We start from the raw sequence: 23208 nt of genomic DNA on the forward strand, positions 1-23208 counted from the left end.
AAACGTCGTGACGTCCACGATTACGCGTGCTGGAACCGCGATGTGACCCGTTGACGCGCGGGCCGGGGTCCCGATTGAGCGGACATGCCGTGCTACTGACGTCATGCCACCGACAAGGACGCCACCCGGCTCGTGGCCAGGGGAGAGCATGAGGCGACGCAGACTTGCGCTGGCGGAAGGACCGGTGTCGCCGTCCACCTTGGTGCTGCAAAAGCAGGGCGGAGGTTAGCCGAGCAGTCCGCCCGGGGCGCTTGCTCCTGAGGCCCGGTCTTCGCGGCAGGTCGGAAAACCGATCCGATGCCTCTCAGTTAGCCAGCAGCGAACGGCAACGACATCCCCGCATTGAAATTCGTTCCCGGGATAAGAAGCACTGATGGACCGCCGGAGCCGACAACAAACACATGCTTTAACGCTTAGCACAGGTAGCATAGATCCGTTATGCCTGATGGGCCAAACGTCTAGCTGCCCAGCGCACCGCCGCCGGATAGTCCTTGCGCCGGAATCGCTTAGATAGATTGATCTTATAACCGCTTACATCTTTACGTGCAGAAAAGAAAGCAACTGAGCAGGGCCCGTCGTTGCGCCGATCCACCGCCAACGTTCGCCCACCAAACGCGCCTCGCCAGAACTGACCAGGGGACAGTTTCGGCAGCATTCATCGTTCCTTCGTGACAGCAGCGATGCGCTCACCTAGTTCCACCAGGGAGATCGAAGCAACGATGACTAGACCGTCTACCGACAGTGGGAGCAGGTACTGGGACCCATTCGTTTCTCCAAAGCGCGAGGCCACGGCGGCCATATGCCAATATGACACCCAGGCGGCGATCGCCGCGATAAGCGCCGTAGCCGCCCAGCGGGCAAGCCCCAGGCTGCGCCGATGCACAGGTACCCGGGAGATAAGCTCCAGCGTCAGCAGGAGGGCAAGTGGGGACCAGGCAGAAATAAGCTGTGAGATGAGATCGTCGCGAGCGTGCAGGACGTTGCCGGCCACGCTGGCCGCGACGCCGAACGCGAGAACGCTTCGGACACTCCAACGGATCTTCTTGAGTGACGCTAGGTCAACGTCGGCAAGAGCACGACGTTCAGCAGCCTCTTGCAGAGGCCTTGCAGGAACGGGCGCGTGCGCGGCTTCCGAGGTCACCTCGGCAACCTGCTGGGTCGAGGTTCCTCCTGGCGATTCCTGATAGTTGGGCTTTGGTGGCCCATCCTCATCGACCGCCGACGCCCGCCTCCACTCCTCGGCCAACTGGTTGAGCAACTCGTCAGCCTTAGGCGCCCCGATGCGAAACGTCCGCATTAACCGATGTCGGCTCGGGAGACCACCCAACTCCTGGGTGATCTCGCGAGCAGCTGGTAGCAACTCCCGTACATTGCGAGGATTGCGTGCGACGTTCACGGTCGAGGCGGTCATGTGGTAACTCCTAAACGATGAACAAGGACATTACTTCGGCAGAGAGGGTGGATACCTCGCGGGATCGACGGCCTCAAGCCATCGCCGAGTCTGGTCCGAACCTGCGAGGCGCACAAGCGTTCTACCGAATGCGGGCGCCTGACGCGACTCACTTTGGCCATATGCACGCGACTAGTCGCGGTGCGGTCACCGCAAGTCACTCGGAGCGCGTGCACTCAGCCGACGACAGACACCCTGACCTCTCATCGCTACGTGCTTCGCCCACCTCGGCAGGTGATATCTCCATGGTCGCATGTCCCCGCTCGACCGCGCCCTCCCAGCACATCACTGCGGGAACCGAGAAGCTTCTCTCTGGTCCGTGATGAAAAACGGCGCCCATCGACTGAGGCTATCGGAAGGTCCTATCGGAGGATCTCAGCTGGTCATGCGAGGGTGCTGCCATGTTCACCTCCCGGCTGCGAGTCACAGGGCGCGCCAGGCATCAACCCGGGCCCGCGAGGTTCTCGATCCAGACCTTGCCGCCTCCAGGCCGTCAAAGGCGTGTGCCTGCCGAGCCGCCAATCCGGTTAAGACAACGGATCGACGAGCAGCCAACCAAGCAGGCCCATGCCGCAGTGTCAGCCGAGGTTTGCGCTGCGCCGACAGCGACGGCACTGCATCGATGAGGCTTGAACTGCGCCATCTACGCGTCCTTTGCGCCATCGCCGACTTGGGCAGCCTAGGTAAGGCCGCATCAGCTCTCAGGCTCTCTCAGCCGGCTTTGAGCGCACAGTTGCGCCGCATTGAGCGCTTCATGGGCGGCGAGCTGTTCCTGCGTACAAATTCGGGCGTCCGACCAACCTCGTTTGGCATCGAAATCGTGGAGGGGGCGCGCCAAATCCTCACCAGCGTCGACTCCCTGGGCCGCCGCACCGGCCGGCATTCTTGCAGCAAGGCGCTTCGCCTCGGGTCCACAACTACACCGGTTCTAGCCGGGTTGATCGCCAGGATTTCGAGGCAGCAGCCGGGCGTTAGCGTGACCATTCGATCCGAGTACGGAATCGCGGCTCTTCTTGCGATGCTGGAATCAGACAAGTTGGACGTCGCCCTTGTACTGGACTATCCGGGCTTCGAACTGCGCGACTCTGAGATGTTGGATACTCGGCCGTTCGCCGTCGAGCCAGCTTTCGTGGCCTTGCCAGCTGGGCACCGGCTCGCCCACCGAACGGAGGTGCCGTTGCGGGAACTGGCGGGCGAAGCATGGTTCGTTAGTCCCGACGACGGCGCCGGGTGGCCCGGCGTCTTCTATCGCTCGTGCGAACAGGCGGGTTTCCGGCCCGCAGTTACACACGAGTTTCTCGGGGAGAAGAACCTTCAGGACATGATTGCAGCCGGGGTCGGCGTAACGATTTGTCAGCCAACGATGAAGCCCATGTATGGGATGGTCGTCCGCCCTTTGGAAGGGTCGCCAATCCGGGTCCGACAGTTAGTTGTATGGCGGCGCGAAGGTCCGGCGGCCCCGCTGGCCGCACAGTTGCACCGTTATGCACGCGAGGCCTATCAGGACCTGGTCGCGCAAACCCCGCACTACCAAGCGTGGACCGTCCGACAACGAATCTCTCCTGGCTTCACACTATGATCCCGCACCAGTGGATGGGTAGTGGCACGCTACGAGCCTACCGCCGACCGGCTCGAGGCGGGGGCGATCAGTGAAGCACCGGCCTTGCGCTTTGAAACAGCGCGGGCTGAATGCACATCCGGGGGGCGGCGCGGCGGGGCTTGGCGGATCTCCTTGCAGCACGACCCGCTGTCGCGCCCTCTCGGTGGCTGGGTGCGGAAGAGGCGCTGCCGAAAGCAGGGCGCTGGTATAGGGATGCGCAGGGGCTTGGTACACCGATTCCCTTGCACCGATCTCGATGATCCGGCCGAGATACATTACCGCGATGCGCGTGCAGAGCTGACGGACGACGGCAAGGTCATGGGCAATGAAGACGTAGGATAAGCCGAATTCCCGCTGAAGCTCGCTCATCATATTGATAATCTGAGCTTGAACGGAGACATCCAAGGCAGAAACTGGCTCATCGGCAATTAGGAGACGCGGGCGTGTGACCAAAGCCCGAGCAATGCCGATGCGCTGCGCTTGCCCCCCTGAGAACTGGTGTGGGTAGCGGTCAACGTGCTCGGGCGCCAACCCAACACGCTCGAGAATCTGGGCCACCGCACTGCGCTCATCGAGTTCGGGACGCAAGATCCTTAACGGCGTTCTAATGATCTCGCCGACTGTGCGCCGCGGGTTGAGGGAAGAATAGGGGTCCTGGAAGATCATTTGAACGTCGCGCCGCAGCGGGCGCATGGCCCTCCTGCCGATCTTACTAATGTCGCGCCCCTCAAATTTTATGCTGCCTGAAGTGGCGCTCAACAGCCGTGCGAGCAATCTCGCGGTCGTCGACTTTCCGCATCCCGACTCACCGACAAGGCCTAGCGCCTCCCCGGCATCGACACTGAGGTCGAGATCAGCCACAGCGTGTAGGTCGGCTCCCCTGCGCCCCTGAAAGATCTTCGACAGGCTGGCGACCTCCATTAGCGCGTCGCTCATCCCTTCACCTCGAGCAAGTGACATCCGGCCCTGTGCCCGTCTCCGACATTAGCCAGCCGCGGGGACCGTGTGTCACAGGGTAAGCCGGTCGTTCGCTCACCGCATCGGGGGTGGAATCGACAACCAGGTGGCGGGCTCATCAGCGAGGGCGGGCTTCCCGCGACTGGCCTTAGCGCCTCGGCAAGGGGGCGGTCGAGGTGGGGGATGGAGTTGAGCAGAGCGCGGGTGTACGGATGCTTCGGGGTCTCGAATACAGTCGGCGCCGGTCCCTCTTCCACAGCGCGGCCAGCGTACATAATCATAACTTTATCGGCCATTCGGGCTACTACGCCCAAGTCGTGAGTGATCATTAGGACAGCCAAACCGAATTCTTGCTGAATTCCGACGATGAGGTCGAGGATCTGTGCCTGCACAGTGACATCCAGTGCCGTTGTCGGCTCATCTGCGATCAGCACCTCCGGCTCGCACGACAGAGCCATTGCGATCATGACTCGCTGCCGCATACCGCCGGAGAACTGATGCGGGTAATCTGCCTGCCGCCGATGCGGATCGGGAATTCCTACGTGGTCGAGTAACTCCGCAGCCCGTTCTCGTGCGGCGCGTCGGCCGGCGCCGAAGTGTAGCCGATAGGCTTCTGCTATCTGCTCTCCGACCGTGTACGCCGGATGCAACGATGAGAGCGGATCTTGAAATATCATCGCCACCTTCCGCCCGCGCAACTGCCTTATGGTTCTTTGAGATGCGCCGATGATCTCGGTACCTTCTAGGAGGACCGAACCGGCGACAGTCGCGTCGCGGTGCAAGCCCATTATCGCTAGACTCGCAACTGACTTCCCAGAGCCGGATTCACCGACAATTCCAAGCGTTTGGCCGCGGTCGAGCGAGAAAGACAGGCCGTCAACCGCGCAGACGACGCCGTTAATGGTCTGAAACGTCACTCGCAAATCGGTTACTTCCAGCATGCTCATGATTGCCGCACCTTCGGGTCCGCGACGGCATAGAGAACGTCGACAACCACATTGAAACCGGTGATAAGGAACGCAGAAAGCAAGGCCACTCCCATGACCACCGGCTGATCCGCTGTATTGATTGCGTTGATCGTAAGCTGTCCTACGCCGGGCAAGCCGAAGACGCTTTCCGTAATGACCGCGCCTCCCAGAAGCGTCGCCAGGTCCATCCCGAAGATGGTGATCACGGGAGTCAGCGCCGAGCGCATGGCGTGTTTAACGACGACAGTTCGTTCAGGGAGGCCCTTGGCGCGGGCGGTTCGGATGTATGGCTCCGCAAGGGTTTCGAGCATTGATGAGCGCGATAGCCGTGCGTACATCGCTGCGTACAGTAGGGCGAGCACGGCCCATGGCAGTAGTAGATTCTGCGCCCACGCAATCGGGCTTTCCGTCAACTCCACGTAGCTTGGAAATGGTAGCCATCCAGCCAACTGTACTACTAGGTATAGGGCAACTAGGCCGGTAAAGTAGACTGGCAATGACGCTGCTGTCAGCGTGCCAGCCATGAGTGACCGGTCTAAAGCGGTGCCTTTCCGTAGCGCGGAGATCACACCTGCAGTCAAGCCGAGCAGGAGCCACAGTACTGCCGCCCCAGCGGCTATCGATGCAGTTGTGGGCAGCCGGTCCAGAAGGAGCTCCCAAACAGGGCGGTTCATCTGATAGGAAAACCCAAGGCAGGGAAATTCGCATTTCACCGCGAGTTCACCTGTCCCTAATGTTCGTCCGCCTACGATGCCGCCGAGGTAATCCACAAACTGCTGCCAGAGAGGTTTGTCCAGGCCCATCTGATGATGCAGTTGCTCGATGCGTTCCGTGGTACAGCTCTTGCCGCAGGCTTGTAGGGCCGGATCACTGGGCAAGATATAGAAGATGCCAAAGGTGACAACGCAGATGGCCAGCAGCACGAAGAGCAGGCCAGCCAGGCGGCGAAGCGTATAGGAAAGCACTACACTCCTGATTTCGGGTCCGTGGCGTCGCGGAGCGCATCACCGAAGAGGGTGAACCCAAGAACGGTTAGGAACAGGCATATCCCAGGGACGAGGAAGAACATAGGGTCTACCTGATACCAAGACATCGCTTTCTGCATCATTTGGCCCCAGGATGGCGTCGGCGGCTGCACCCCGATGCCTAAGAACGATAGAGCTGCCTCGGTGCCGATGTTGGCAGGAATTGAGAGCGTAGCATATACAAGGATTGGCGATGTGAGGTTGGGGAGAATTTCACGCAACAAGATTGTTCCCCGCAATTGACCGCCCGCCCACGCGGCTTCGACAAACTCTCGATGCCGTAGCGACAGTGTTTGACCCCGGACGATACGGCCGATGTAGGGCCAGCCGAAGAAGCCGATCACGAGGATCAGTGACATCGTTCTGCCCTGGTCCGGAAGCACCGCTACGAGCGCGATCATGAAGATGAGCTGGGGGAAGGAGAGCACGAGGTCCATCAGCCGGCTGATCGCCGTGTCGATCCAGCCGCCGAAGAAGCCGGCAACCATTCCGAGCACGGTCCCGACTATCACGGAGACGGCCGTCGCGAGGACCGCGATCAAGAGGGATATCCGTGCCCCGTAGACGATGCGAGCTAACACATCTCGACCGTTAACCGGTTCGACGCCCAACCAATGATCCTCACTTACTCCGCCTAGCCGGCCTTTGGGAAGGCCGCCTAGCGTCTTGTCAATTTGGCCCTCGTGGAAGTCGTTGGGGCCGCTGCCGATAACGGCGGTGATTAGTGGGGCGAAGACGGCCAGGGCGATGAATAGAGCTATAATCACGACCCCTACCCTGGCGGCGGACTGAGCCCATACACGGACTACGAGTCTTCGCCACGGTCCGACGGGGGAGCCCGCCTCGGTCCGTCCCGGAAGTGGGTCTGTCATGCCACCGAGACCGCCGCGTAGTCGATCTCACCTTGCCAGATTGGATGGCCGAAGACGCCAGTGACCTTGGACCCGTGCAACAGAGGCATCTTGTCCCATACCAGGGGAACAGCAGGCATCAGCTGGATGATTTGCGTGTCGAGTTCACCCCACGCTTTTTGCGCGCTATTCGCGTCGGTCAAGGCCAAGATTTCGTCGACACGCTTGTTTACCGACGGATCGTTCAGTTGGCTGATTACCCTGTTGCCCTTCGGCTGAATGTTGCGGCCGTCGAACTTTTGCGGGATGAATGAAGCGCCGTTCGGCCAGTCCGCGCACCAGCCATCGAAGACCAATTCGTCTGCTGTGGCGGGGGTTCCGGTCGTGGAGTAGAACACCGATGCATCGACAGAATTGATCTTGACTCGAACGCCGATGCGAGCCAGGGAAGATTGGACGGCCTCGGCTTCGGCCCTGCCCGTGTCTGTCGAAGTGGTGGTTAATGTGATTTCGAACCCTTCGGGCTTCCCTGCATCAGCCAGGAGCCGGCGAGCCTTTGTCACATCACCTTCTGGTGGCGCCTGGAAGGCTTCATTCTTCTGACCGGCCGTGAGAGATGGCGGCATGAAGGAAGTTGCGAAGTCGCCGACTCCTTCTCCACCGTGCGCGGTCCTATACGCCTCACGGCTGATCCCATAGGCCACAGCCTGACGTGCCATCAAGTTGTCAAAGGGGGGTTTCGCAGTATTGAACGTGAGCATGCGGGTGCAGATGCTCGGCTCTGCAACGTAGCGATCCTTTACCTTCGGATCGCTGAGGATGCGAGGCATGCTGGCAGCGCTGATTCCGGCCCACGCCACGGCCCGCTGGTCCCGCCCCTGATCCGCTATGAGCCGTTGCTCGATGGTCGCACTCGAAAGCCCCTGCTTCACCTCAATTCGGTCAGGAAGGGCTTTTCGGATCGAGTCTGTGCTCGGGTCCCAATGGGAGTTCCGGACCAGGACGAGTTCCTTACCTCGGTCATACCTTTCAATCTTATATGGCCCAGTAGAGAAAATGGCTGAGTCATACTTCACCCCAGTGTCCTTCTCCTTGCGCACGGGAGCCGACGTGGGCAACGCCAAGATGTAGTCTAGGTCAGCCGTGGGTTTCATCAACTCGAAGACGATGGTTCGATCGTCGGGGGTGAGAATCGATTGCAGCCCTCTCGGATCCTTATATGGTCCGGCGTATTTTTTGCCTCCAACGAGCAGGTCGCGGAGATATCCTGGGCCCTCTTGGAGTTCCGCCGCGAAAATCCGCTCAATACCGTACTTTACGTCTTTGCTAGTGACTACGCTTCCGTCCTCAAATTTGACCCCGGATCGGAGCTTATATGTCCAGGTCCTGTTTCCGTCTGACGGCACCCCTAGCTCTTCGGCTAGGTCGGGCCTAACCTTTGTGCCCTCGGACCCAGACGCGGCCGCATAGGCCGTTAGTGTGCGATATAGCGTTCGCCCGCCGAACAGAACATCCCGCATAGTCCAGTTCTGGGCCGGGTCGAGATTAGCGAAGTCCGCAGAGGCTAGAACGATGAGCGTCCCTCCTCGGCCACCGGTTCGCCCATTTTCCTGGTCGGTGGGGCTGGCTCCGCATCCCCCTAAGATCATGGCCAATGCCGCGCCCGCAGCAGTTATAGATCTTTTCATGTACTATTCTCCGTTCACTTGCAGGAGATTCAAGTTTGTCGTTGATGGGCACAGTTGCGCCGGCGGAGTGGCTGACGCATGAACCGCTGACCCTCATCTTCACCTCTCCCGATATCGGATTGGTTGCGAAGCCTGGATGCTATGACTGCACATAACATCCACCGCTCCTACTTGTGCGCGGCCGACGAGTCCGTCATAATCGCTTGCCCGCGAATTACGTGGATTCCGTACAACGCGATCTGACAGGTTCCCGGGATTTAGAGAGGGTCGCGCTTGCTGTCCGTGCCAAGGGTGTTCGGCGGTGGCGGATGCTCTACCAGGAACTGCCGGATGGCCGAGTGCTGGCGGTGGGGCAGCACATCACCGACGTGGATCGCCCATGAGGCAGCTGATCTGGATCGACCTGCTGGCGGGTGGGGCGGTGCTGCTCAGCCTGGCCTCGGTGGGCGCCGGGATGGTGCGTAGCAGTCTCAAGCCGCTGGTCGAGATCGAGCGGACCGCAGCGGCCATCGCCGGCGGTGATCTGACCGAGTGGTGCCCGACGCGGAGGAGGGACGGCCGGCGCCGACCTCAGAGGGGGCCGGCTGTCCCGAGCGCTGAACGCGATGCTCGCCCAGATCGAGGCGAGGCCGCCTTCACCGCTGGGGCTGCGTCCAAGGAGCGGGTCCGCTCCTCGAAGGAGTGGACGCGGCAGTTCATCGCGGACGCCTCGCACGAGCTGCGGACGCCGCTGACCACGATCCGGGGCTTAGCCGAGCTGTACCGGCAGGGCGCCGGCCGAGAGCCGCAGCAGACCGCCGGCCTGCTGCGCCGTACCGAGGACGAGGCGTCCCCGATGGGATTGCTGGTGGAGGATCTGTTGCTGGCCCGCATGGACCGGGAAAGCCGGATCGCGCTGGTGCCGGTGGAGTTGCCGGCCCTCGCTCCGACGCGGTCCAGGCGGCGGGGGCGATCGACGCCGAGCGCCGCATCGAGCTTCACATCGAGCCTGGCAGCGGGCCGCTGGTCGTACTCGGCGACGACGCCGCCTGCGACAGGTGGTCGGAAACCTGATGCCCAACGCGCTTGCCCACACCCCACCGGACGCCGCGGTAGAGCTACGGCTGCGGGCCGAGCCAGAAAACCAGGCCGTGATTGACGCGGCTGAGAGACACCCGGGCCGTGGGGTCACCTTCCGGGTGAAGTTGGCGCTGCCGCGGAAGTCACCCCAGTCCAGCGAGTGACCTTCCGCTACGTGCCTTCTCGGCCGCCCACCCACCGATTATCAACCATCAGCCGACGACCGGGGAAAGCTGATTGGGACTTGTGGATCGGTTGGGAAGCGGCGTACCTCCCCGATGAGCGGTCGATGATCTCGAGTCAGGCCGACGTTGGCGCCTCGGTCGGGAAGGCAGGCCAATGCTGACCGTAGTCGCCGAGGACGGGACGACGCGCAAGGGCGTCCCGCTGCTGGATGACATCGTGCGAGAGGGCGCCCGGCGAATCTCGCCGCCGCGCTGGAGGCGAAGGTCGACGCGCAACTGGCCGAACTGGCGGTCGAACCTGACCAGCAGGGCTGGCGGCTGGCGGCTGGCGGCTGGCGGCTGGCGGCTGGCGGCTGGCGGCTGGCGGCTGGCGGCTGGCGGCTGGCGGCTGGCGGCTGGCGGCTGGCGGCTGGCGGCTGGCGGCTGGCGGCTGGCGGCTGGCGGTGCGTAACGGCCGCGCCCAGCCGAGGGAAGTGATGACCTCGGCTGGGCGCGGTGCGGGTGCGGTCGCCGCGGGGTCCAGGACAGACGGGTCGACCCGGACCTGGCAGCGGAAGCGGTTCCGGTCGGTGGTCCTGCCGCCGTGGGTGCCGGCAAGAGCCGCGAAGGTAGCGGAAGCTACCTCTGCTCTACCTGGATGATCTGGCGCCCGATGATTTCGTCCCGGCCCTGGACTTGTCCACCTTCGACTACATGTATGGGTGGGCCGGCGGTATCGCCACCAACGTGCGCCTAGAGGAGGACAAGCTGCTCGTGGTCGTCGAGGTCCGCGCCGACGGCTGGAAGGAGATGGTCGCACTGGCTGACGGCTACCGAGAGTCAACCTGCCCGTGGGCTGAGCTGCTGCGCGACTGCGCTCGTCGAGGTGCGCAGGTGCCGGTTCTCGCGGTCAGTGACGGTGCGCCTGGCTTCTGTGCTGCGCTGCAAGAGGTCTTTCCGACACCCGCGGGCAGCGCGACTGGGTGCGCAAGACGGCTAACGTCCTGGCCGCGCTACCCAAGTCCGCTCATCCGGGCGCCAAGGGCCGCCCTGGCTGGGTCTACAACGCCGAGGGCAATCGGCACACCCACGCCGCGGCGAATTCGTTCGCTGACGCCTACTGCCTCAAGTTGCCCAAGCCTGTCGCTAAGCTCATCGAACACCTCGACGAGTTGCGAGTTCTATTCTCTCCCCACCGAGCAGTGGATCCATCTGTGCGCCTCGGACCCGATCGAACCGACCTTCGTCACGGTGCGCCACCGCAACCGGGTCACTCAAGGGCATCGGCAGCCGAGCCGCCGGCCTGGCCATGGCGTTCAGGCTCATCGAGTCCGTGCAGGATCGGCGGCGGGCGGTGAACGCACCACACCTGCTCGCCCTGGCCCCGCCGGCGCCTACCGTCATTAACGGCGAACTCGTCGAGCGTCCGGACAGCGACGTCGCATAGCCCACCCGGGACAAGCCACAGGGAGCGTCAAGCATGACCATCATCGACAAGATCGCGTGGATGCGCCTAGAGAACGGCGCGATCCTCAGCTCTGGTGCCCGCCGGCCCGCGGCCGACCCAGCAGCACTTCGCGCCGTCGCTTCGACGGGCGAGCGCCGTTCCTGTCCCGCAAGCCGGCCGCCCCCGACTTAAGCGCGACTCTTGAGGCAGTCGCCGCCGCGAATCCTCGATATGGAGCAGCACAAATTCCGCAATGGATCGAGCAATCATCAAGTCGCTAGCGGCTTCGCAAACGATGTTCGCCTGGCGGCGACCCCAGTACGATCGATAGATCACCCGCGGCCGCTCCTTCAGCACTCCCTAGGGAGATGCGCTTCGACAAGGGAATTCTCTCCCTTCGAACGAAGCAACCCGCCAGCGGGGGTTTGATACTGCAACCTCCGGAATTCAGCAATGGCGGAGTGTCGTGACGTACGGCTTGCTCCTGATGGCCTCAGTCAGCGTCAAACTGAGAGTGCGCAGGCCGCGAGCAGAGCGCTCCCGGCAAGCATCACAATCTGGGTGCGCTGACTAGCTACCGGCCACCATGCCACGCCTTCAGGAACTGCGATGACCGCTAAACCCCTCCAGCCGCAGGTGAGTCGAGCCGATTGCGCATCTCGATAGGTGATTCGCCACCCGGCGGACGTCAGCTCTATAAGCGCATCGTAAAGGTCAATCGGAAAGAACTGACCGGCGACGGCTTCACCCTGGTTGCGATCGTCACGGGTGTCGGCAGATTGTGGGGCGTTACACCTCGAAGCCAATCGGCCGCGAGGGTTAATCCTGAGCCAGGATGAGCGCGATGAGCCGGGACGGCGGAACACAGCACCCCTCACCTCTCTAACGTTGACTGTGGCGCACTCACACATGATCGGTCTGGTTCTTGCTGGGCCGCCTCGCCGCGCGCATACTGGCCATGCGACGACTTATCTTCGCGACGAAGCGGCGTTGGAGCATCTCTCGAACCTTCTCGTCTGAGCGGTCGAACTACTGCGCCGATCGGCGGGAAGAGTCTCTAGAGTGGATAACCCGGTCGCCTTCAGGCCAGGGACCTCCACCCTTCGCCCCGCGCAGGAGACAAGATGTCAGGGCGTCGAGAGATTATGTGAGCCTAGTTCACTTAGTCAATAGATACTGCGGCAAGTCGGCACATCCTCCCCCTCGCACGTCGGGCGATGGAAAACCGGAGGCTTTGAGGGGCCGAGGCGACAGGTTGGGATGCGCTCAGAGCCCACCCCTGGGCCCCAGCCGGGCGCAAGAGGCTCCAAGCGCGATGCGGGCCTCCTGCTGCACCTTGACGGCCTGTGGCATTCCCAGCTGGGCCACCCGCCCTGGTGGTGCTTCGATTCCTCCCACCCTCTCGGAACCCCGGTGAAGACGGCGTAGCCATGCCGACCGACACGAGCACCGCGGCCGGCGGCCACTCCTCGCGCTCGGCAAGTGCGGCTGCTCCCGGGTGTCTGCCATGCCAGCGAGCCGAACGAACCGCCGCGCACGCCACGCCGACCCGTGGGCCTCGGGCGGGAGAGGGCGTCTCCCAGTCCCTATCCGCAGCCATCTCGCAACCCGAGCGCTACCGGTCGGCGCTCGTTCCACCCAGTACCACACGACTCCAGGTAGGCGCCTAGCGGCCAGGCGAAGATCCCGCCGAGAGCAGTGCAACGGCGCCGAGACAGCGCCGGGCGGCGGCAATGACTTAGGCACGCCTTAAGTGGGAGGGGACACCGTTGACGCTTTGTGCAAATGGCGCAACATGGGCCAGTCCCGACGATGGCGGCTGACCTGGGCTTAGCCACTGCCTGAGATGCAGAACCGGTTGCGCGGGTGCGCTCCCACAACTGGACACATGTTGCGTGTCCGGCAATCTAGCGTAATGTCCGCTCTCTCAAAGTTAGGAGTCCTCGCCTCTGACGTACACCCCCCTTCCAGGCGCGCCATAGACGATTCCCTTGGCATGGAGCACCAAGATGGCTCGTTGCACGGTGGCAATCGAGACGCTGTAGAGCGCTGACAACTGACTGTAGGAGGGGATCTTCGTCTCTGGCGGGTACTCACCGGTGGCGACGCGGGCGGCGATGTCGTCTGCGATCTGGCGGTAGGTCATTCGTTGGGGCATGTCACTCCTGGGTTGGCGCCCCGATGAGATCACGCGCACTAGGTTCACTCAACTCTCCCGTTGACCGCGTGAACTAGGTGCACATACTGTAGCTGTGAGTGGTCGTCAGGTGTACCTGGGTTGGCGCCAAGGGCACAGGCTGCTCAGCCGGGAGTCGAGTCGGCGGCTCGACTCCCGGTCCATGGCTGACACTTGGGGGAATCGTTGGCGCGCGTTTCTAGCGGCTCGTCATCCCTGCGCATCGCGCCTTCATGCCGGGCCCCGCATCCCGGTATTGGCCATGCGCTGGTTCGGGTGGAGGTTCAACTTCGGTGTTCGAGAGCAATCAGCCACGGTCACCCATCCCCTCAGGCAGGTTCCGCGATGTCAAGCGGCATGGCGCGTTGCGCGCGAACAGGCCGCACTGGCTTGCCTTGCGCAGCCAGACAGGCACGGGCGCTGTCCGTTCGTCAGTCAGTGTCCAGCTGGCGAACCAGGGATGCATGGCCCTGCCCAGTCGAACGGGAGCGCTCGTGAGCGCGTATCATGTTGCCTTGACCGTGGAAGCGGAGCAAACGGAAAGATCAGCACCTTTCCCTTGCTTTGTCGTACAATTTCGCGCGGAGCTGACGACATGGTCCAATCGCAGCCACGCAATGAACGTCGTGGTACATCCAGCTGTGACGCAGAACCGGTGTTTGGTGGAGCTGGACGCGGAAACCGCAACCGTTGCCACCGCCCTGTATCTCGCAGAGCGGGCGGTCATTAGCACTGCCGAAGCGAATCTGGGCTGGACCTTAGTGATTGTGCGCGCTGTCGTCCATCCACTGCTTCAACGCGCATAAGCAACGCCGACACGGGAAAATTGTCCGGTCTCGGGACCTGCGTGACACATCGCTGGCACGACCTGGGTAACACTCCGCTGAGTGTTGGTGGAGATGAGCGTGATGGAGCTGCGGTACCGAACGTCCAGGACGTGCTTGCCGGATCCACGGTCACGGACGTCGCCGAACGATTCAGAGTCCCTCGCCAAGCGCGGTGCATCGCTGGCTGGCCTGGTATCAGGACGAGGGCCTGGAAGTGCTTGCCGACCCGGTCCAGCCGTCCGCGTTCCTTGCCTGGCCAGGCTGCTCCTGAGGTGGAGGCGCTGATCTGTGAGCTGCGCCGGAACCATCCCTGTTGGAGTGCCCATCGCCTCGTCTATGAGCTCGGGCGCCGCGACTGTCCCGGATCGATCTCTTCGCGGATTAAGGTGCATCGAGTGTTGATCCGGCACGGCGTGGTAGATCCGATGCCTCGCCGGCGTCGGCGGGAGGACTACCGGCGATGGGACCCTGGCCGGTCGATGGAACTGTGGCAGCTGGACATCGTTGGCGGTATCCGGCTGGCTGACGGTCGTGAGGCGAAGGTCGTCACCGGCGTTGACGATCACTCCCGGTTCCGCGTCATCGCCGCCGTGGTTCGGCGGGCCACCGGCCGGGCCGTCTGTCTCCCTTCGTTGAGGCCCTGTAACGATTCAGGGTTCCCGAGGAGGTGCTCACGGACAACGGCGAGCAGTTCACTGCCCGGTTCGGCCGCGGCGGTGGGGAGGTGATGTTCGACCGGATTCTGCCGGGAGAACGGCATCACCCACAGGCTGACCAAGCCCCGTTCACCCACCACCACTGGCAAGACCGAACGGTTCCACCAAGCCCTGCAACGCGAACTCCTCGACGACATCGACGTCTGGGCCACCCCGGAGGAAGTCCAAGAAGCGATCGACGTATTCCGCACGAACAAAACACCGAACGGCCGCACCAGTCCCTCGGCATGGCGTTCCCGTCCAACCAGTTCACCGCCTCTGCTGCAGACGAGCATCTGCCGATGCAGCTTCCACCGGCGCTGACCACCACGAACCCCGCCCCCCGGGAAGCCACTGCCTGCGCCACCGCCGGCCCATGGGTCAGCCTCCGTCGCAGCCGCGCCAGTGCCAAGCGGCGACGATGTCGGCCTGGCCGTGGAGGTCACCCGGATCGTTCCCGCCTCGGGCAACCTCACCGTCTGCGGGCAACAGTTCTGGCTCAGCCCCACCCGGGCCGGTCTGCCGGTCACGCTCTGGGCCGACACGACCGTCTCCACCTGCTCATCGACGCCGTCCGACTCAAGACCGTCCCGTCCCGGCTCACCCCCGACCACCTGCGTCAGCTCCTCGACGACGACGGCCAACCCGCCGGGCTGCCACCGATCACCACCGGCAGCGTCCAAGCTGGCGCCGCGATTAAGGTGGAACGACTTGTCAACGCGACAGGCCTGATCGGCCTCGCCGGACGGCAACACCCCGTCGGCTACCACTTCGCCGGCCGGCGCATCACGGTCCGCCTCGATCGCGGCCTCATGCAGATCACCGCGGACGGCGCCCTGCTGCGCAGCCTGCCCAACCCGCTGACATCCGCCGAAGCCGCCCGCATCCGCGACGCCCGCCCCGCCGGACCCCCACCACCCCGGCACCATCACCGGTCCGGGTCGAACGCCGTGTCAGCTGCCGAGGATCTCCGGTCATCGCCGGCCAACGCATCCACATCGGCATCGCCCACGCCGGCCGCGCCCTCACCGTCGAAGCCGCCCGACACCACCTTCCGCGTCCACGGCGGCAACCAGCTCCTCACCGAAGTCTCCCGAACCACACCAAGCCCATCGCACGATTCAAGGCCCGTAAACCGGAGCCGCCGGCAACGGCGCGCCACCTCGACGTCCTACCCGTCGGAAAGCCCCTCCTCCGATCGGCTCTCGTAACGCACCCTTATCCCATGGCACCGGGCAAGCCGTGGGCCGGCCACGACGCGGGCCACAACAACCACTGCCACCAGCGTCTAGATCAAACAGCGCGACCGCGACACCGTCGACCCGGCCTACCCAGAGGCCCTGGTACGACGAGCAATGCGGCGGATGCCGATTATGGATCCCCGTCGACGGCGAACTCGGCCACGACTACAGTGCCTGCACGAACCCCGCCTCGAACTTCGACGGACGGGTCCGCTTCGAACACGACGGATTCACCGCCTTCGCCAACCGCGACGACGGCTCCTTCGGAGAACCCAACGCAAGCAAGTTGAAGATCGTCTAGCCGGACGTGTCACCCCACGTCCCGGCTGACCTGTCACGCAACTCCTGAGACCCGACACCGGCACGGAAAGTGTCGGCCTGACACCCGGTGCTATCTCTTCAGCTTGGCCTCGATCCAGTTGATCGCAAAATTGAAGACAGGCCCGGCGTCAAACAGGTAGCTATCCGCGGCGCCGACCCTGCCCTGACGACCGATTCCTGCCGAGAGCATGTCCCGTGCAATGGCCTCGAACGGCTCCACCCCTCGGCGCACCACCGTCGAGTAGTCAAACGCTCCTTCCTCAGAGTCGATATCGCGGAATTGTCGCCACACCCGCTGGCCGTTAACGAGGATCGGTTGTTCGTAGGTCACGAACCGTTTGCTGCGGACGTCGGCCAACGCCTCAGCGTGATGCAACAGCGTCATGGTGTCCAATGGAGCGCCAAGTAACAAGACTCGGCCGCTATGGGCGATCAGCCGTGCTAGCGGGGTGTCGGGTCCGTGAGGATGGTCCCACGGATGCTCTGCCATCAGTTCGGCTGCAGCCGGCCCCAGGGCTGCGAAACTGGCGTCGGGGTGCCGACTTCGGATCGCGCCAGGCCAGCGGCGCAGCGCTTCTGGGAGACGACCATTATTGTAGTCCGCCTCACTGAGGTCCGGGTCGTACGCGGGATGCTCTGCTCGCAGGGCGTCCTGCCAGTCCCGTGGCCAATCGAGGAAGTCATATGGAGGCGCGTTGTTCCAGCCACAGGGCACCATAAGGGTTCCACGGGCTCCCACAACGTCGAGGAGTGCGCCGATGATTGTCTGCGTTCCGCCAGCCACGTACCCGATGGCAGACATGCGGGTGTGGAAAATCACCACGTCTCCGTCTTTGAGACCGAGATCAGCAAGGTCATGCTTGATCCGGCTTCGGGTAACGGGACCGCCGGAGTGATTGAGTAAGCTCATCTCTTCCATAGCTAGCAGGCTCTCCTGAGCCGGGGCGTCAGGCAACCGAGTAATTTTTCTGCCTCGGAGGGTGTCCGACTTGGCGCAGGATTGAGCGAGGCTCTCGAGACTCCCCCGGGGTAAACGGTCGCTCGTCAGGTCCTATACCTAGGGGGTACAAGACAGCGGATGCCGCGTCGGGCAGGGTCGAGGGTCAGGAAAGAAAGACGCCGGCGCGTCGCAACGCCCTCAGGAGATCCTGCCAAGCGTCACCGGTGGTTTGTATTAGGACAGGCACGGGAGACGACCGCGGAACGGCTTCTACATCGGGATGCTTCACCGGAGCTCAACGCTCGGTCGGACCGGATCGACGCCGCAGCTAGGCTTGAAACCAACTCATCATCGGGCACACGCGCCTTCTTCGCAGGGTCCGACCGGCGCCCGACCCGGCGCAAACCGCGCCAAGCCTTAATCGTCATCTTGCTCATCCTCATGCTGACCTTCGCGATGACGCGGTCGCCACTCGGTGCGCTCGCCGTCGCCATCGACGCTGCCCCGGGTCTTGGTGGTCGTCTTGGCCGGCGTCTTCACCGGCGGCGCGGTGGTCGGCGCCGAACCGGCGATGCCGGAGACCTGCACGCCGCAGGTGCTGCCGCCGAGCGTGAACTCCACCGGCAGCGTGTTGCTCCCGGTGTAGCGGCCGGCCAGCGTCAGCTTCGTCGACGCGCCGGGCGCCAGCGCCGGGTCCGTCGCCGGTGCGGCGATCGAGACGGTACGCCCCACCTGACGTGCCGTGGGCTGGGCCGTGGTGACCGTCTGCTTGCCGGGGAACGTGAAGTTCATGGTCCAGTCGCGCAGTTCCCGGTCGCCGGTGTTGGTGAGCGTCAGCTCGGCGGAGAACTCCTTGCCGGTGTCGCGGCGCAGCGAGTAGTCGACAGCGCAGGGGATCGGCTCGGGCAGGCTCATCCGCGCCTCGGTCGGCTCCACCCCACCGCTGGCCGGGCTGCGCGACGTCAGCCCCCACAGCGTGGCGGTCACCGCGACCAGTCCGACGGCGGCCACCCCGGCCTCCACCTTGCGCCGCCGCGCCACCGCCCGCCTCGTGCGGGTACGCACCACCGAGAACGGCAGCGCGTCCGTCTCCGCCGACCACGGCAGGATCGTGGTACCCGCGTTCTCGGCGAGCGCCGGGTCCATCCGGCCGAACGCCGGTGACACCGGCACGATCGCCGCGATACCGGCCGCCTCGGCGAGCGTACGGGCCACCTCGGCGGTCGCCGGGCGGTCCTCGGGACGCTTGGCCAGGCACCGCTGCACCAGCGCGGCCACCGGCCCGGGCAGCCCCGGCACCGCGGGCATCGGGTCCGGGTCGCGGTACATGTGCGCGCGCAGCATCTCGGTGGTGGTGCTGGCCTGCCACGGCAGGCGACCGGTCAGCATCCGGTAGAGCAGCAGCCCCACCGCGTACACGTCGGTGGCCGGCGAGACGTGGCCGTTGTCCAGCCGCTCCGGCGCCAGGTACGCGGGCGTGCCGAGCAGTGCGCCGTCCGGCCCCTTGTCGCTCTCCCCCACCAGCGCCGAGATGCCGAAGTCGACGACCTTCACCCCGGTCGGGGTCAGCATGACGTTGCCCGGTGTGACGTCCCGGTGCACCACGCCGCGGGCGTGCGCGGCGGCGAGCGCCGAGGCGACCTCCGCGCCGATGGTCATGGCCTCCCGCCAGGGAAGCTGCCCGTCGCGGCCGAGCCGCCCGCTGAGCGGACCGCCGTCGACCAGCTCCATGACCACATACGGCACGGTCAGGCCGACCTGCACGGACTCGCCGTAGTCGTACACGTTGGTGATGTTGGGGTGGCACAGCCGCGCCGCGGCCTGCGCCTCCACCCGGATCCGGTGCCGGAACGCCTTGTCACTGGCCAGCCGCGACGCCAGCACCTTGACCGCGACCTGCCGGCCCAGCACCTCGTCGTAGCCGCGCCAGACGACCGACATGCCGCCCGCACCCAGCTGCTCGACCAACCGGTATCGCTCGCCGAGCAACTCCATGTTGTTCAGTCGCCTCATGGCCGGATTCATTGCCCCTGAAGCTGCGAAAGACACCTAGCGGCTTGTATAGCAAGTCGGGATAGCTTCAGCACCTAAGCTGGCCGTTTCGCCGCCGAGCTTGACTCGGCCCAGCGTTCATATGCACGGATTTCAGATGGAATATCCCTTTTTGCCATTTTCGAACAGGCCGCGTCCTGGGCGCGAGCCCGCGATGCGAGCTAGGCCGAACGGAGGCACCTCATAGCGACTGAGCGGCTGGCCGGATGACCCTTAACGCCGGAAGCTTCCAGATTCGGGCGAAAAAGCGCGAGCACAGATGATAGTCGTGGTGTCAGTAGCCAATCGCGTCCAAGAACCTCCTCGCCTTGAAGATCCAACGAGCATCTTTTGGGTACACCGCGTCGGCGGCCTGCCGCCGCCCACAAGAGTCGTGTCAGCGTTACACCTGCGGGAACTTCACGTGCAGCAGGGTTCGGGCAGCACGTGTCCGCTTCGCCGATACGGCCTACGAAGTCCAGGCCGGATCTGACAAGGAGGCCCGATGACGGACGCCACCGGGGATTTCTTCCAGAAACTGGCACACCGGCACCATGACCGCCGACTCCAGGCGATCGACCACGGCAGCGTGCGTTTCGATATCAGCGACAGAGGGCGCGCTCGGCATTGGCTGGTCCGCATCGCAAGAGGACGGATATGGGTGGCGCAGGTAGATTCACCAAGAGGCGGGGACGCAGTTGTCGAAGCAGATAGCAGCGTGTTCGACCGGATCGCACGAGGCGAAGCATATTTTCTAACGACAGTTCTGCGCGGCGAAGCAACAGTCATCGGAAGCCCTCATCTCTTCGCCACGGTCCGCAAGCTCTTTCCACCCCCGCCCTATCGCCATGCCGACGAGATGGAACGCTCAGGAGGCAGCCATGAATGAGGAACGAGTGGGCATCCTGGACGGTAGAGTTTTTATGGTCTGTGACCGCTCGGGTGACATCCTCGAATCAGCCGACGGTTCTCTCGGGCTGTTTGCTCACGACACACGTCTGCTATCTAAGTGGGTGCTGACCGTGGATGGCGAACGCTTAAGCACCCTCGCCATCGACGATGTCCACTACTTCGAGAACCGGTTCTATCTTGTCCCTGGGCGGCAAGACGTCTACGTCAACAGCACGCTCTCGGTGCGGCGCGTACACACTTTGAGCTCCGGCCTCCACGAGGATCTTGAGATCATCAATCACGACGGAGAGCCGGTCGACATAGTCGTAAGAATCGAAGTTGACGCCGACTTCGCTGACCTTTTTGAAGCCAAGGACGGCCTTGTTTCAAAAAGAGGCAGGCACTATCGCCGGATCGAGGACAGCCAGCTGATTCTCGGCTACGAGCGAGATCGTTTCAGGAGGGAGACCGTCATTTCTTCCTCGACACCTGCGGAAATAGGCAGTGCAGGATTGACTCTCCGAGTGCACCTGGAGCCCTACGGCGACTGGAAGACAAGGCTCAGCGCGACGCCTTCGCTTCCTGTACCACAAGGACTAGAGCGGCTTGCGCTCCCGAGAGGCACGGCTTCCGCCGAAGAAAAGGCGCGACAGCTAACAGAGTGGCTCGACATGGCCCCCCGGCTAGAGTCGAGCTGGGAGCCGCTGCGCGCCACATACCGACGCAGCCTGATCGACTTGGCAGCCCTACGTTTCAGTCCATTCCTCGCAGAAGACCGCAGCATGCCGGCTGCTGGGCTGCCTTGGTTCATGGCTCTGTTTGGCCGCGACAGCATTTTCGCTAGCTTGCAGGCGCTGCCATTTGTGTCGGAACTGGCGGCCACCACTCTGCGGGTACTAGCGTTTCGGCAAGGCAGCCGGGTAGACGACTTCCGGGAGGAAGAGCCGGGTCGCATTCTTCATGAAATGCGATATGGCGAGAAGAGCGTATTCGAAGAGAGCCCACATACGCCATACTTCGGCAGCGCCGACGCGACGCCTCTATTTCTCGTGCTACTCGACGAGTACGAGAGATGGACTGGCGACGAGGACCTGGTCCGCTCACTAGAACAGGAAGCGCGGGAAGCAGTAGATTGGATAAACAAGTACGCCGACCGCAGCGGAACCGGGTATGTCTCATTTCAGAGACGCAACACCCTAAACGGTCTAGAGAATCAATGCTGGAAGGACTCCTGGGATGGAGTATCCTTCCGCGACGGACGGCTTCCCGGCTTTCCTCGGGCCACCTGCGAACTCCAGGGCTACGCCTACGATGCCAAGATTCGAACAGCTAGGCTAGCCCGGAACATCTGGGGCGACGCCGCGTTCGCCGCACGCCTGGAGCAAGAAGCTGCCGAATTGAAAGAACGCTTCAACCGTGACTTCTGGGTCGATGAAGGCGAATATATGGCCCTCGCCCTGGATCGCGACGGCCGTCAAGTCGATGCTCTATCGTCGAATATCGGACACCTGCTTTGGAGTGGCATCGTTGACGAATCTAAAGCGGAATGCCTTGTGCGCCACCTTATGTCTCCACGGCTTTTTAGCGGCTGGGGAGTACGCACGCTTGCGGAGGGTGAGGCGCGCTACAATCCCATCGGCTATCATGTAGGGACAATCTGGCCTTTCGATAACTCCATTATCGCCTGGGGCCTTCGACGATACGGTTACCCTGAAGCCGCAGCGAGGATTGCCGCCGGCATCCTCGACGCAGCAGTATTTTACGATGGCCGGCTCCCCGAGGCTTTCGCGGGATATGCCCGATCTGAAACCATGTTTCCGGTCAACTACCCTACAGCCTGCAGCCCTCAAGCTTGGTCTGCCGGAGCTCCCCTCTTGCTGCTGAGGACTATGCTAGGACTTGAGCCACGTGGGGAGGATTTGATCATCCGGCCGGCCCTCCCTTCCAACCTGGGCCACGTGGCTTTGCTTGACATCCCCGGTCGTTGGGGCCACCTCGACGCCTACGGACGAAGCCCCGATGCCACCAAGAGCCACGACCAGCAGACGTCACCGCAGCAACTTTCCTCACCTTGACTGGAGGCATCGATGCGCGACACGGGATTCGGACGAGCCGCCGTTCTTTCCATTCACTGGCAGTATGAGGTGGTGGACCCCGACGGTATTTTCGGGCCCTTCTATGCCGAGCAGGTGGCACGGCATCACGTTCTGCCCAATGCGCGCCTCGTAAACGAAGCTGTCCGCGTCGCCGGAGGGCTAGTCATTTATACGCGTGTCGCGTACCGGCACGATTACCTGGATCTCATTCCAAATACCCCTGCTTTTGAGATGATCAGAGATCAGGAAGCCTTCCTGGAAGGTGCTCCGAATAGTCGGATTGTTGACGAGATCGCTCCACAAGTCAGCGACCTTGTCATCACCCACACGCGACTTACAGGCTTCTTTGGTACCGACCTGGACACGATCTTGCGTGGGGCACATATTGATACCGTGCTGCTTACGGGGGTCGCGACCAACCTGTCCGTCTTGGGAACTGCGTTCGAAGCGATTAACTACGGCTATCGCACCATCACTATTTCTGACGGCTGCGCGGCAGAATCCGATCAAACACATCTCGTGTCGCTGGAGACCTTGGGCCGGCTGGGGCGACTTGCTACCACGCGCGAGATCGTCGATCGCCTTCGACCTAGCAACGCGGACGCCTAGCCCGGCATCTATCACCTTAGCCTGGAGCCGGCGCCGCTTCGCGCGTCGAGGTGGAATGTTGCTGCGAAACTCGCCCATTAACTCCGGGCGCGTCCTCCCCGCACGGCGCTGATGCGCTGGGAGCAAGGCGGTCCGGTGGCGGATCCTCCTGCACCGCATCAGCTGGTCGGCC

Annotated in this window: 17 protein-coding genes and 2 pseudogenes; 10 read left to right on the forward strand and 9 right to left on the reverse strand. The window is 63.2% G+C overall.

The window, feature by feature from the left end; genetic code table 11:
- Window positions 1–655: 655 nt before the first annotated feature.
- The gene (locus ACN27D_RS01285; protein ID WP_421498298.1) at window positions 656–1411 is read right to left on the reverse strand and encodes a DUF2637 domain-containing protein; all 756 of its coding nucleotides are present in this window, start codon (window positions 1409–1411) and stop codon (window positions 656–658) included.
- 661 nt (window positions 1412–2072) lie between these two features.
- On the opposite strand from ACN27D_RS01285, the gene ACN27D_RS01290 reads away from it, so the two are divergent.
- On the forward strand, window positions 2073–3029 hold the full coding sequence (locus ACN27D_RS01290) for a LysR family transcriptional regulator (RefSeq protein ID WP_421498299.1): 957 nt from the start codon (window positions 2073–2075) through the stop codon (window positions 3027–3029).
- Here ACN27D_RS01290 and ACN27D_RS01295 read toward each other — a convergent pair.
- From ACN27D_RS01295 to ACN27D_RS01315, 5 genes are read right to left on the reverse strand one after another with little or no spacing between them, the layout of a single operon-like run.
- Window positions 3024–3986: an ABC transporter ATP-binding protein gene (locus ACN27D_RS01295; RefSeq protein WP_421498300.1), complete on the reverse strand. Its 963-nt coding sequence runs from the start codon at window positions 3984–3986 to the stop codon at window positions 3024–3026. The genes ACN27D_RS01290 and ACN27D_RS01295 overlap by 6 nt on opposite strands.
- Window positions 3983–4954 carry an ABC transporter ATP-binding protein gene (locus ACN27D_RS01300; protein ID WP_421498301.1) on the reverse strand — a complete coding sequence of 324 codons (972 nt, stop codon included), beginning with the start codon at window positions 4952–4954 and terminating at the stop codon, window positions 3983–3985. Before ACN27D_RS01300 ends, ACN27D_RS01295 begins: the two co-directional genes overlap by 4 nt.
- Window positions 4951–5940, reverse strand: coding sequence for an ABC transporter permease (locus ACN27D_RS01305; protein WP_421498302.1), 990 nt, complete (start codon window positions 5938–5940; stop codon window positions 4951–4953). The genes ACN27D_RS01300 and ACN27D_RS01305 overlap by 4 nt, the downstream gene beginning before the upstream one ends.
- A complete protein-coding gene (locus ACN27D_RS01310) occupies window positions 5940–6872 on the reverse strand; it encodes an ABC transporter permease (protein WP_421498303.1) in 933 nt (310 codons plus the stop codon). The genes ACN27D_RS01305 and ACN27D_RS01310 overlap by 1 nt, the downstream gene beginning before the upstream one ends.
- Window positions 6869–8371, reverse strand: coding sequence for an ABC transporter substrate-binding protein (locus ACN27D_RS01315; RefSeq protein ID WP_421498304.1), 1503 nt, complete (start codon window positions 8369–8371; stop codon window positions 6869–6871). The genes ACN27D_RS01310 and ACN27D_RS01315 overlap by 4 nt, the downstream gene beginning before the upstream one ends.
- A 395-nt stretch (window positions 8372–8766) precedes the next feature.
- Here ACN27D_RS01315 and ACN27D_RS01320 point away from each other — a divergent pair.
- From ACN27D_RS01320 to ACN27D_RS01330, 3 genes and pseudogenes are all read left to right on the forward strand, one after another.
- Window positions 8767–9699: pseudogene (locus ACN27D_RS01320) on the forward strand (sensor histidine kinase); the annotation flags it as partial.
- Window positions 9700–9937: 238 nt separating this feature from the next.
- Window positions 9938–10234: a hypothetical protein gene (locus ACN27D_RS01325; protein WP_421498305.1), complete on the forward strand. Its 297-nt coding sequence runs from the start codon at window positions 9938–9940 to the stop codon at window positions 10232–10234.
- Window positions 10235–10476: 242 nt separating this feature from the next.
- Window positions 10477–11169: a transposase gene (locus ACN27D_RS01330; RefSeq protein WP_421501085.1), complete on the forward strand. Its 693-nt coding sequence runs from the start codon at window positions 10477–10479 to the stop codon at window positions 11167–11169.
- 1973 nt (window positions 11170–13142) lie between these two features.
- Here ACN27D_RS01330 and ACN27D_RS01335 read toward each other — a convergent pair.
- The gene (locus ACN27D_RS01335) at window positions 13143–13355 is read right to left on the reverse strand and encodes a winged helix-turn-helix domain-containing protein (protein ID WP_244933293.1); all 213 of its coding nucleotides are present in this window, start codon (window positions 13353–13355) and stop codon (window positions 13143–13145) included.
- 545 nt (window positions 13356–13900) lie between these two features.
- Between ACN27D_RS01335 and ACN27D_RS01340 the strand changes: the two genes are divergently transcribed.
- The 3 genes and pseudogenes from ACN27D_RS01340 to ACN27D_RS01350 all read left to right on the forward strand — a co-directional run bounded on the left by ACN27D_RS01340 (window position 13901) and on the right by ACN27D_RS01350 (window position 16449).
- Window positions 13901–14191: a hypothetical protein gene (locus tag ACN27D_RS01340; RefSeq protein WP_358178010.1), complete on the forward strand. Its 291-nt coding sequence runs from the start codon at window positions 13901–13903 to the stop codon at window positions 14189–14191.
- 93 nt (window positions 14192–14284) lie between these two features.
- Window positions 14285–16118, forward strand: a pseudogene (locus ACN27D_RS01345) (IS481 family transposase).
- Between the two features lie 31 nt (window positions 16119–16149).
- The gene (locus tag ACN27D_RS01350) at window positions 16150–16449 is read left to right on the forward strand and encodes a DUF3027 domain-containing protein (RefSeq protein WP_421498306.1); all 300 of its coding nucleotides are present in this window, start codon (window positions 16150–16152) and stop codon (window positions 16447–16449) included.
- Between the two features lie 90 nt (window positions 16450–16539).
- Here ACN27D_RS01350 and aac(3) read toward each other — a convergent pair whose 3' ends face one another.
- On the reverse strand, window positions 16540–17388 hold the full coding sequence (gene aac(3), locus ACN27D_RS01355; protein ID WP_358178004.1) for an aminoglycoside 3-N-acetyltransferase: 849 nt from the start codon (window positions 17386–17388) through the stop codon (window positions 16540–16542).
- A gap of 438 nt (window positions 17389–17826) precedes the next feature.
- Window positions 17827–19422 (reverse strand): serine/threonine-protein kinase, encoded by a 1596-nt coding sequence (locus tag ACN27D_RS01360; protein WP_421498307.1) that lies wholly within the window; start codon window positions 19420–19422, stop codon window positions 17827–17829.
- A gap of 523 nt (window positions 19423–19945) precedes the next feature.
- Here ACN27D_RS01360 and ACN27D_RS01365 point away from each other — a divergent pair.
- From ACN27D_RS01365 to ACN27D_RS01375, 3 genes are read left to right on the forward strand one after another with little or no spacing between them, the layout of a single operon-like run.
- The gene (locus ACN27D_RS01365; RefSeq protein ID WP_421498308.1) at window positions 19946–20329 is read left to right on the forward strand and encodes a sterol-binding protein; all 384 of its coding nucleotides are present in this window, start codon (window positions 19946–19948) and stop codon (window positions 20327–20329) included.
- On the forward strand, window positions 20322–22406 hold the full coding sequence (locus ACN27D_RS01370) for a glycogen debranching N-terminal domain-containing protein (RefSeq protein ID WP_421498309.1): 2085 nt from the start codon (window positions 20322–20324) through the stop codon (window positions 22404–22406). The genes ACN27D_RS01365 and ACN27D_RS01370 overlap by 8 nt, the downstream gene beginning before the upstream one ends.
- A 12-nt stretch (window positions 22407–22418) precedes the next feature.
- Complete coding sequence (locus ACN27D_RS01375) at window positions 22419–23036, forward strand: cysteine hydrolase (RefSeq protein WP_358177964.1); 618 nt, start codon at window positions 22419–22421, stop codon at window positions 23034–23036.
- Window positions 23037–23208 lie beyond the last annotated feature (172 nt).

Origin of the sequence: Micromonospora sp. WMMD1274 (assembly GCF_049179035.1) — a bacterium.
GTDB classification, from domain to species: domain Bacteria; phylum Actinomycetota; class Actinomycetes; order Mycobacteriales; family Micromonosporaceae; genus Micromonospora; species Micromonospora tulbaghiae.

Excerpts from the sequence above, each read along its gene's own strand:
- ACN27D_RS01285 (WP_421498298.1), bottom strand. The coding sequence starts at position 1,411 with ATGACCGCCTCGACCGTGAACGTCGCACGCAATCCTCGCAATGTACGG.
- ACN27D_RS01290 (WP_421498299.1), top strand. The coding sequence starts at position 2,073 with ATGAGGCTTGAACTGCGCCATCTACGCGTCCTTTGCGCCATCGCCGAC.
- ACN27D_RS01295 (WP_421498300.1), bottom strand. The coding sequence starts at position 3,986 with ATGAGCGACGCGCTAATGGAGGTCGCCAGCCTGTCGAAGATCTTTCAG.
- ACN27D_RS01300 (WP_421498301.1), bottom strand. The coding sequence starts at position 4,954 with ATGAGCATGCTGGAAGTAACCGATTTGCGAGTGACGTTTCAGACCATT.
- ACN27D_RS01310 (WP_421498303.1), bottom strand. The coding sequence starts at position 6,872 with ATGACAGACCCACTTCCGGGACGGACCGAGGCGGGCTCCCCCGTCGGA.
- ACN27D_RS01315 (WP_421498304.1), bottom strand. The coding sequence starts at position 8,371 with ATGCGGGATGTTCTGTTCGGCGGGCGAACGCTATATCGCACACTAACG.
- ACN27D_RS01325 (WP_421498305.1), top strand. The coding sequence starts at position 9,938 with ATGCTGACCGTAGTCGCCGAGGACGGGACGACGCGCAAGGGCGTCCCG.
- ACN27D_RS01330 (WP_421501085.1), top strand. The coding sequence starts at position 10,477 with ATGTATGGGTGGGCCGGCGGTATCGCCACCAACGTGCGCCTAGAGGAG.
- ACN27D_RS01335 (WP_244933293.1), bottom strand. The coding sequence starts at position 13,355 with ATGACCTACCGCCAGATCGCAGACGACATCGCCGCCCGCGTCGCCACC.
- ACN27D_RS01360 (WP_421498307.1), bottom strand. The coding sequence starts at position 19,422 with ATGAGGCGACTGAACAACATGGAGTTGCTCGGCGAGCGATACCGGTTG.
- ACN27D_RS01365 (WP_421498308.1), top strand. The coding sequence starts at position 19,946 with ATGACGGACGCCACCGGGGATTTCTTCCAGAAACTGGCACACCGGCAC.
- ACN27D_RS01370 (WP_421498309.1), top strand. The coding sequence starts at position 20,322 with ATGAATGAGGAACGAGTGGGCATCCTGGACGGTAGAGTTTTTATGGTC.
- ACN27D_RS01375 (WP_358177964.1), top strand. The coding sequence starts at position 22,419 with ATGCGCGACACGGGATTCGGACGAGCCGCCGTTCTTTCCATTCACTGG.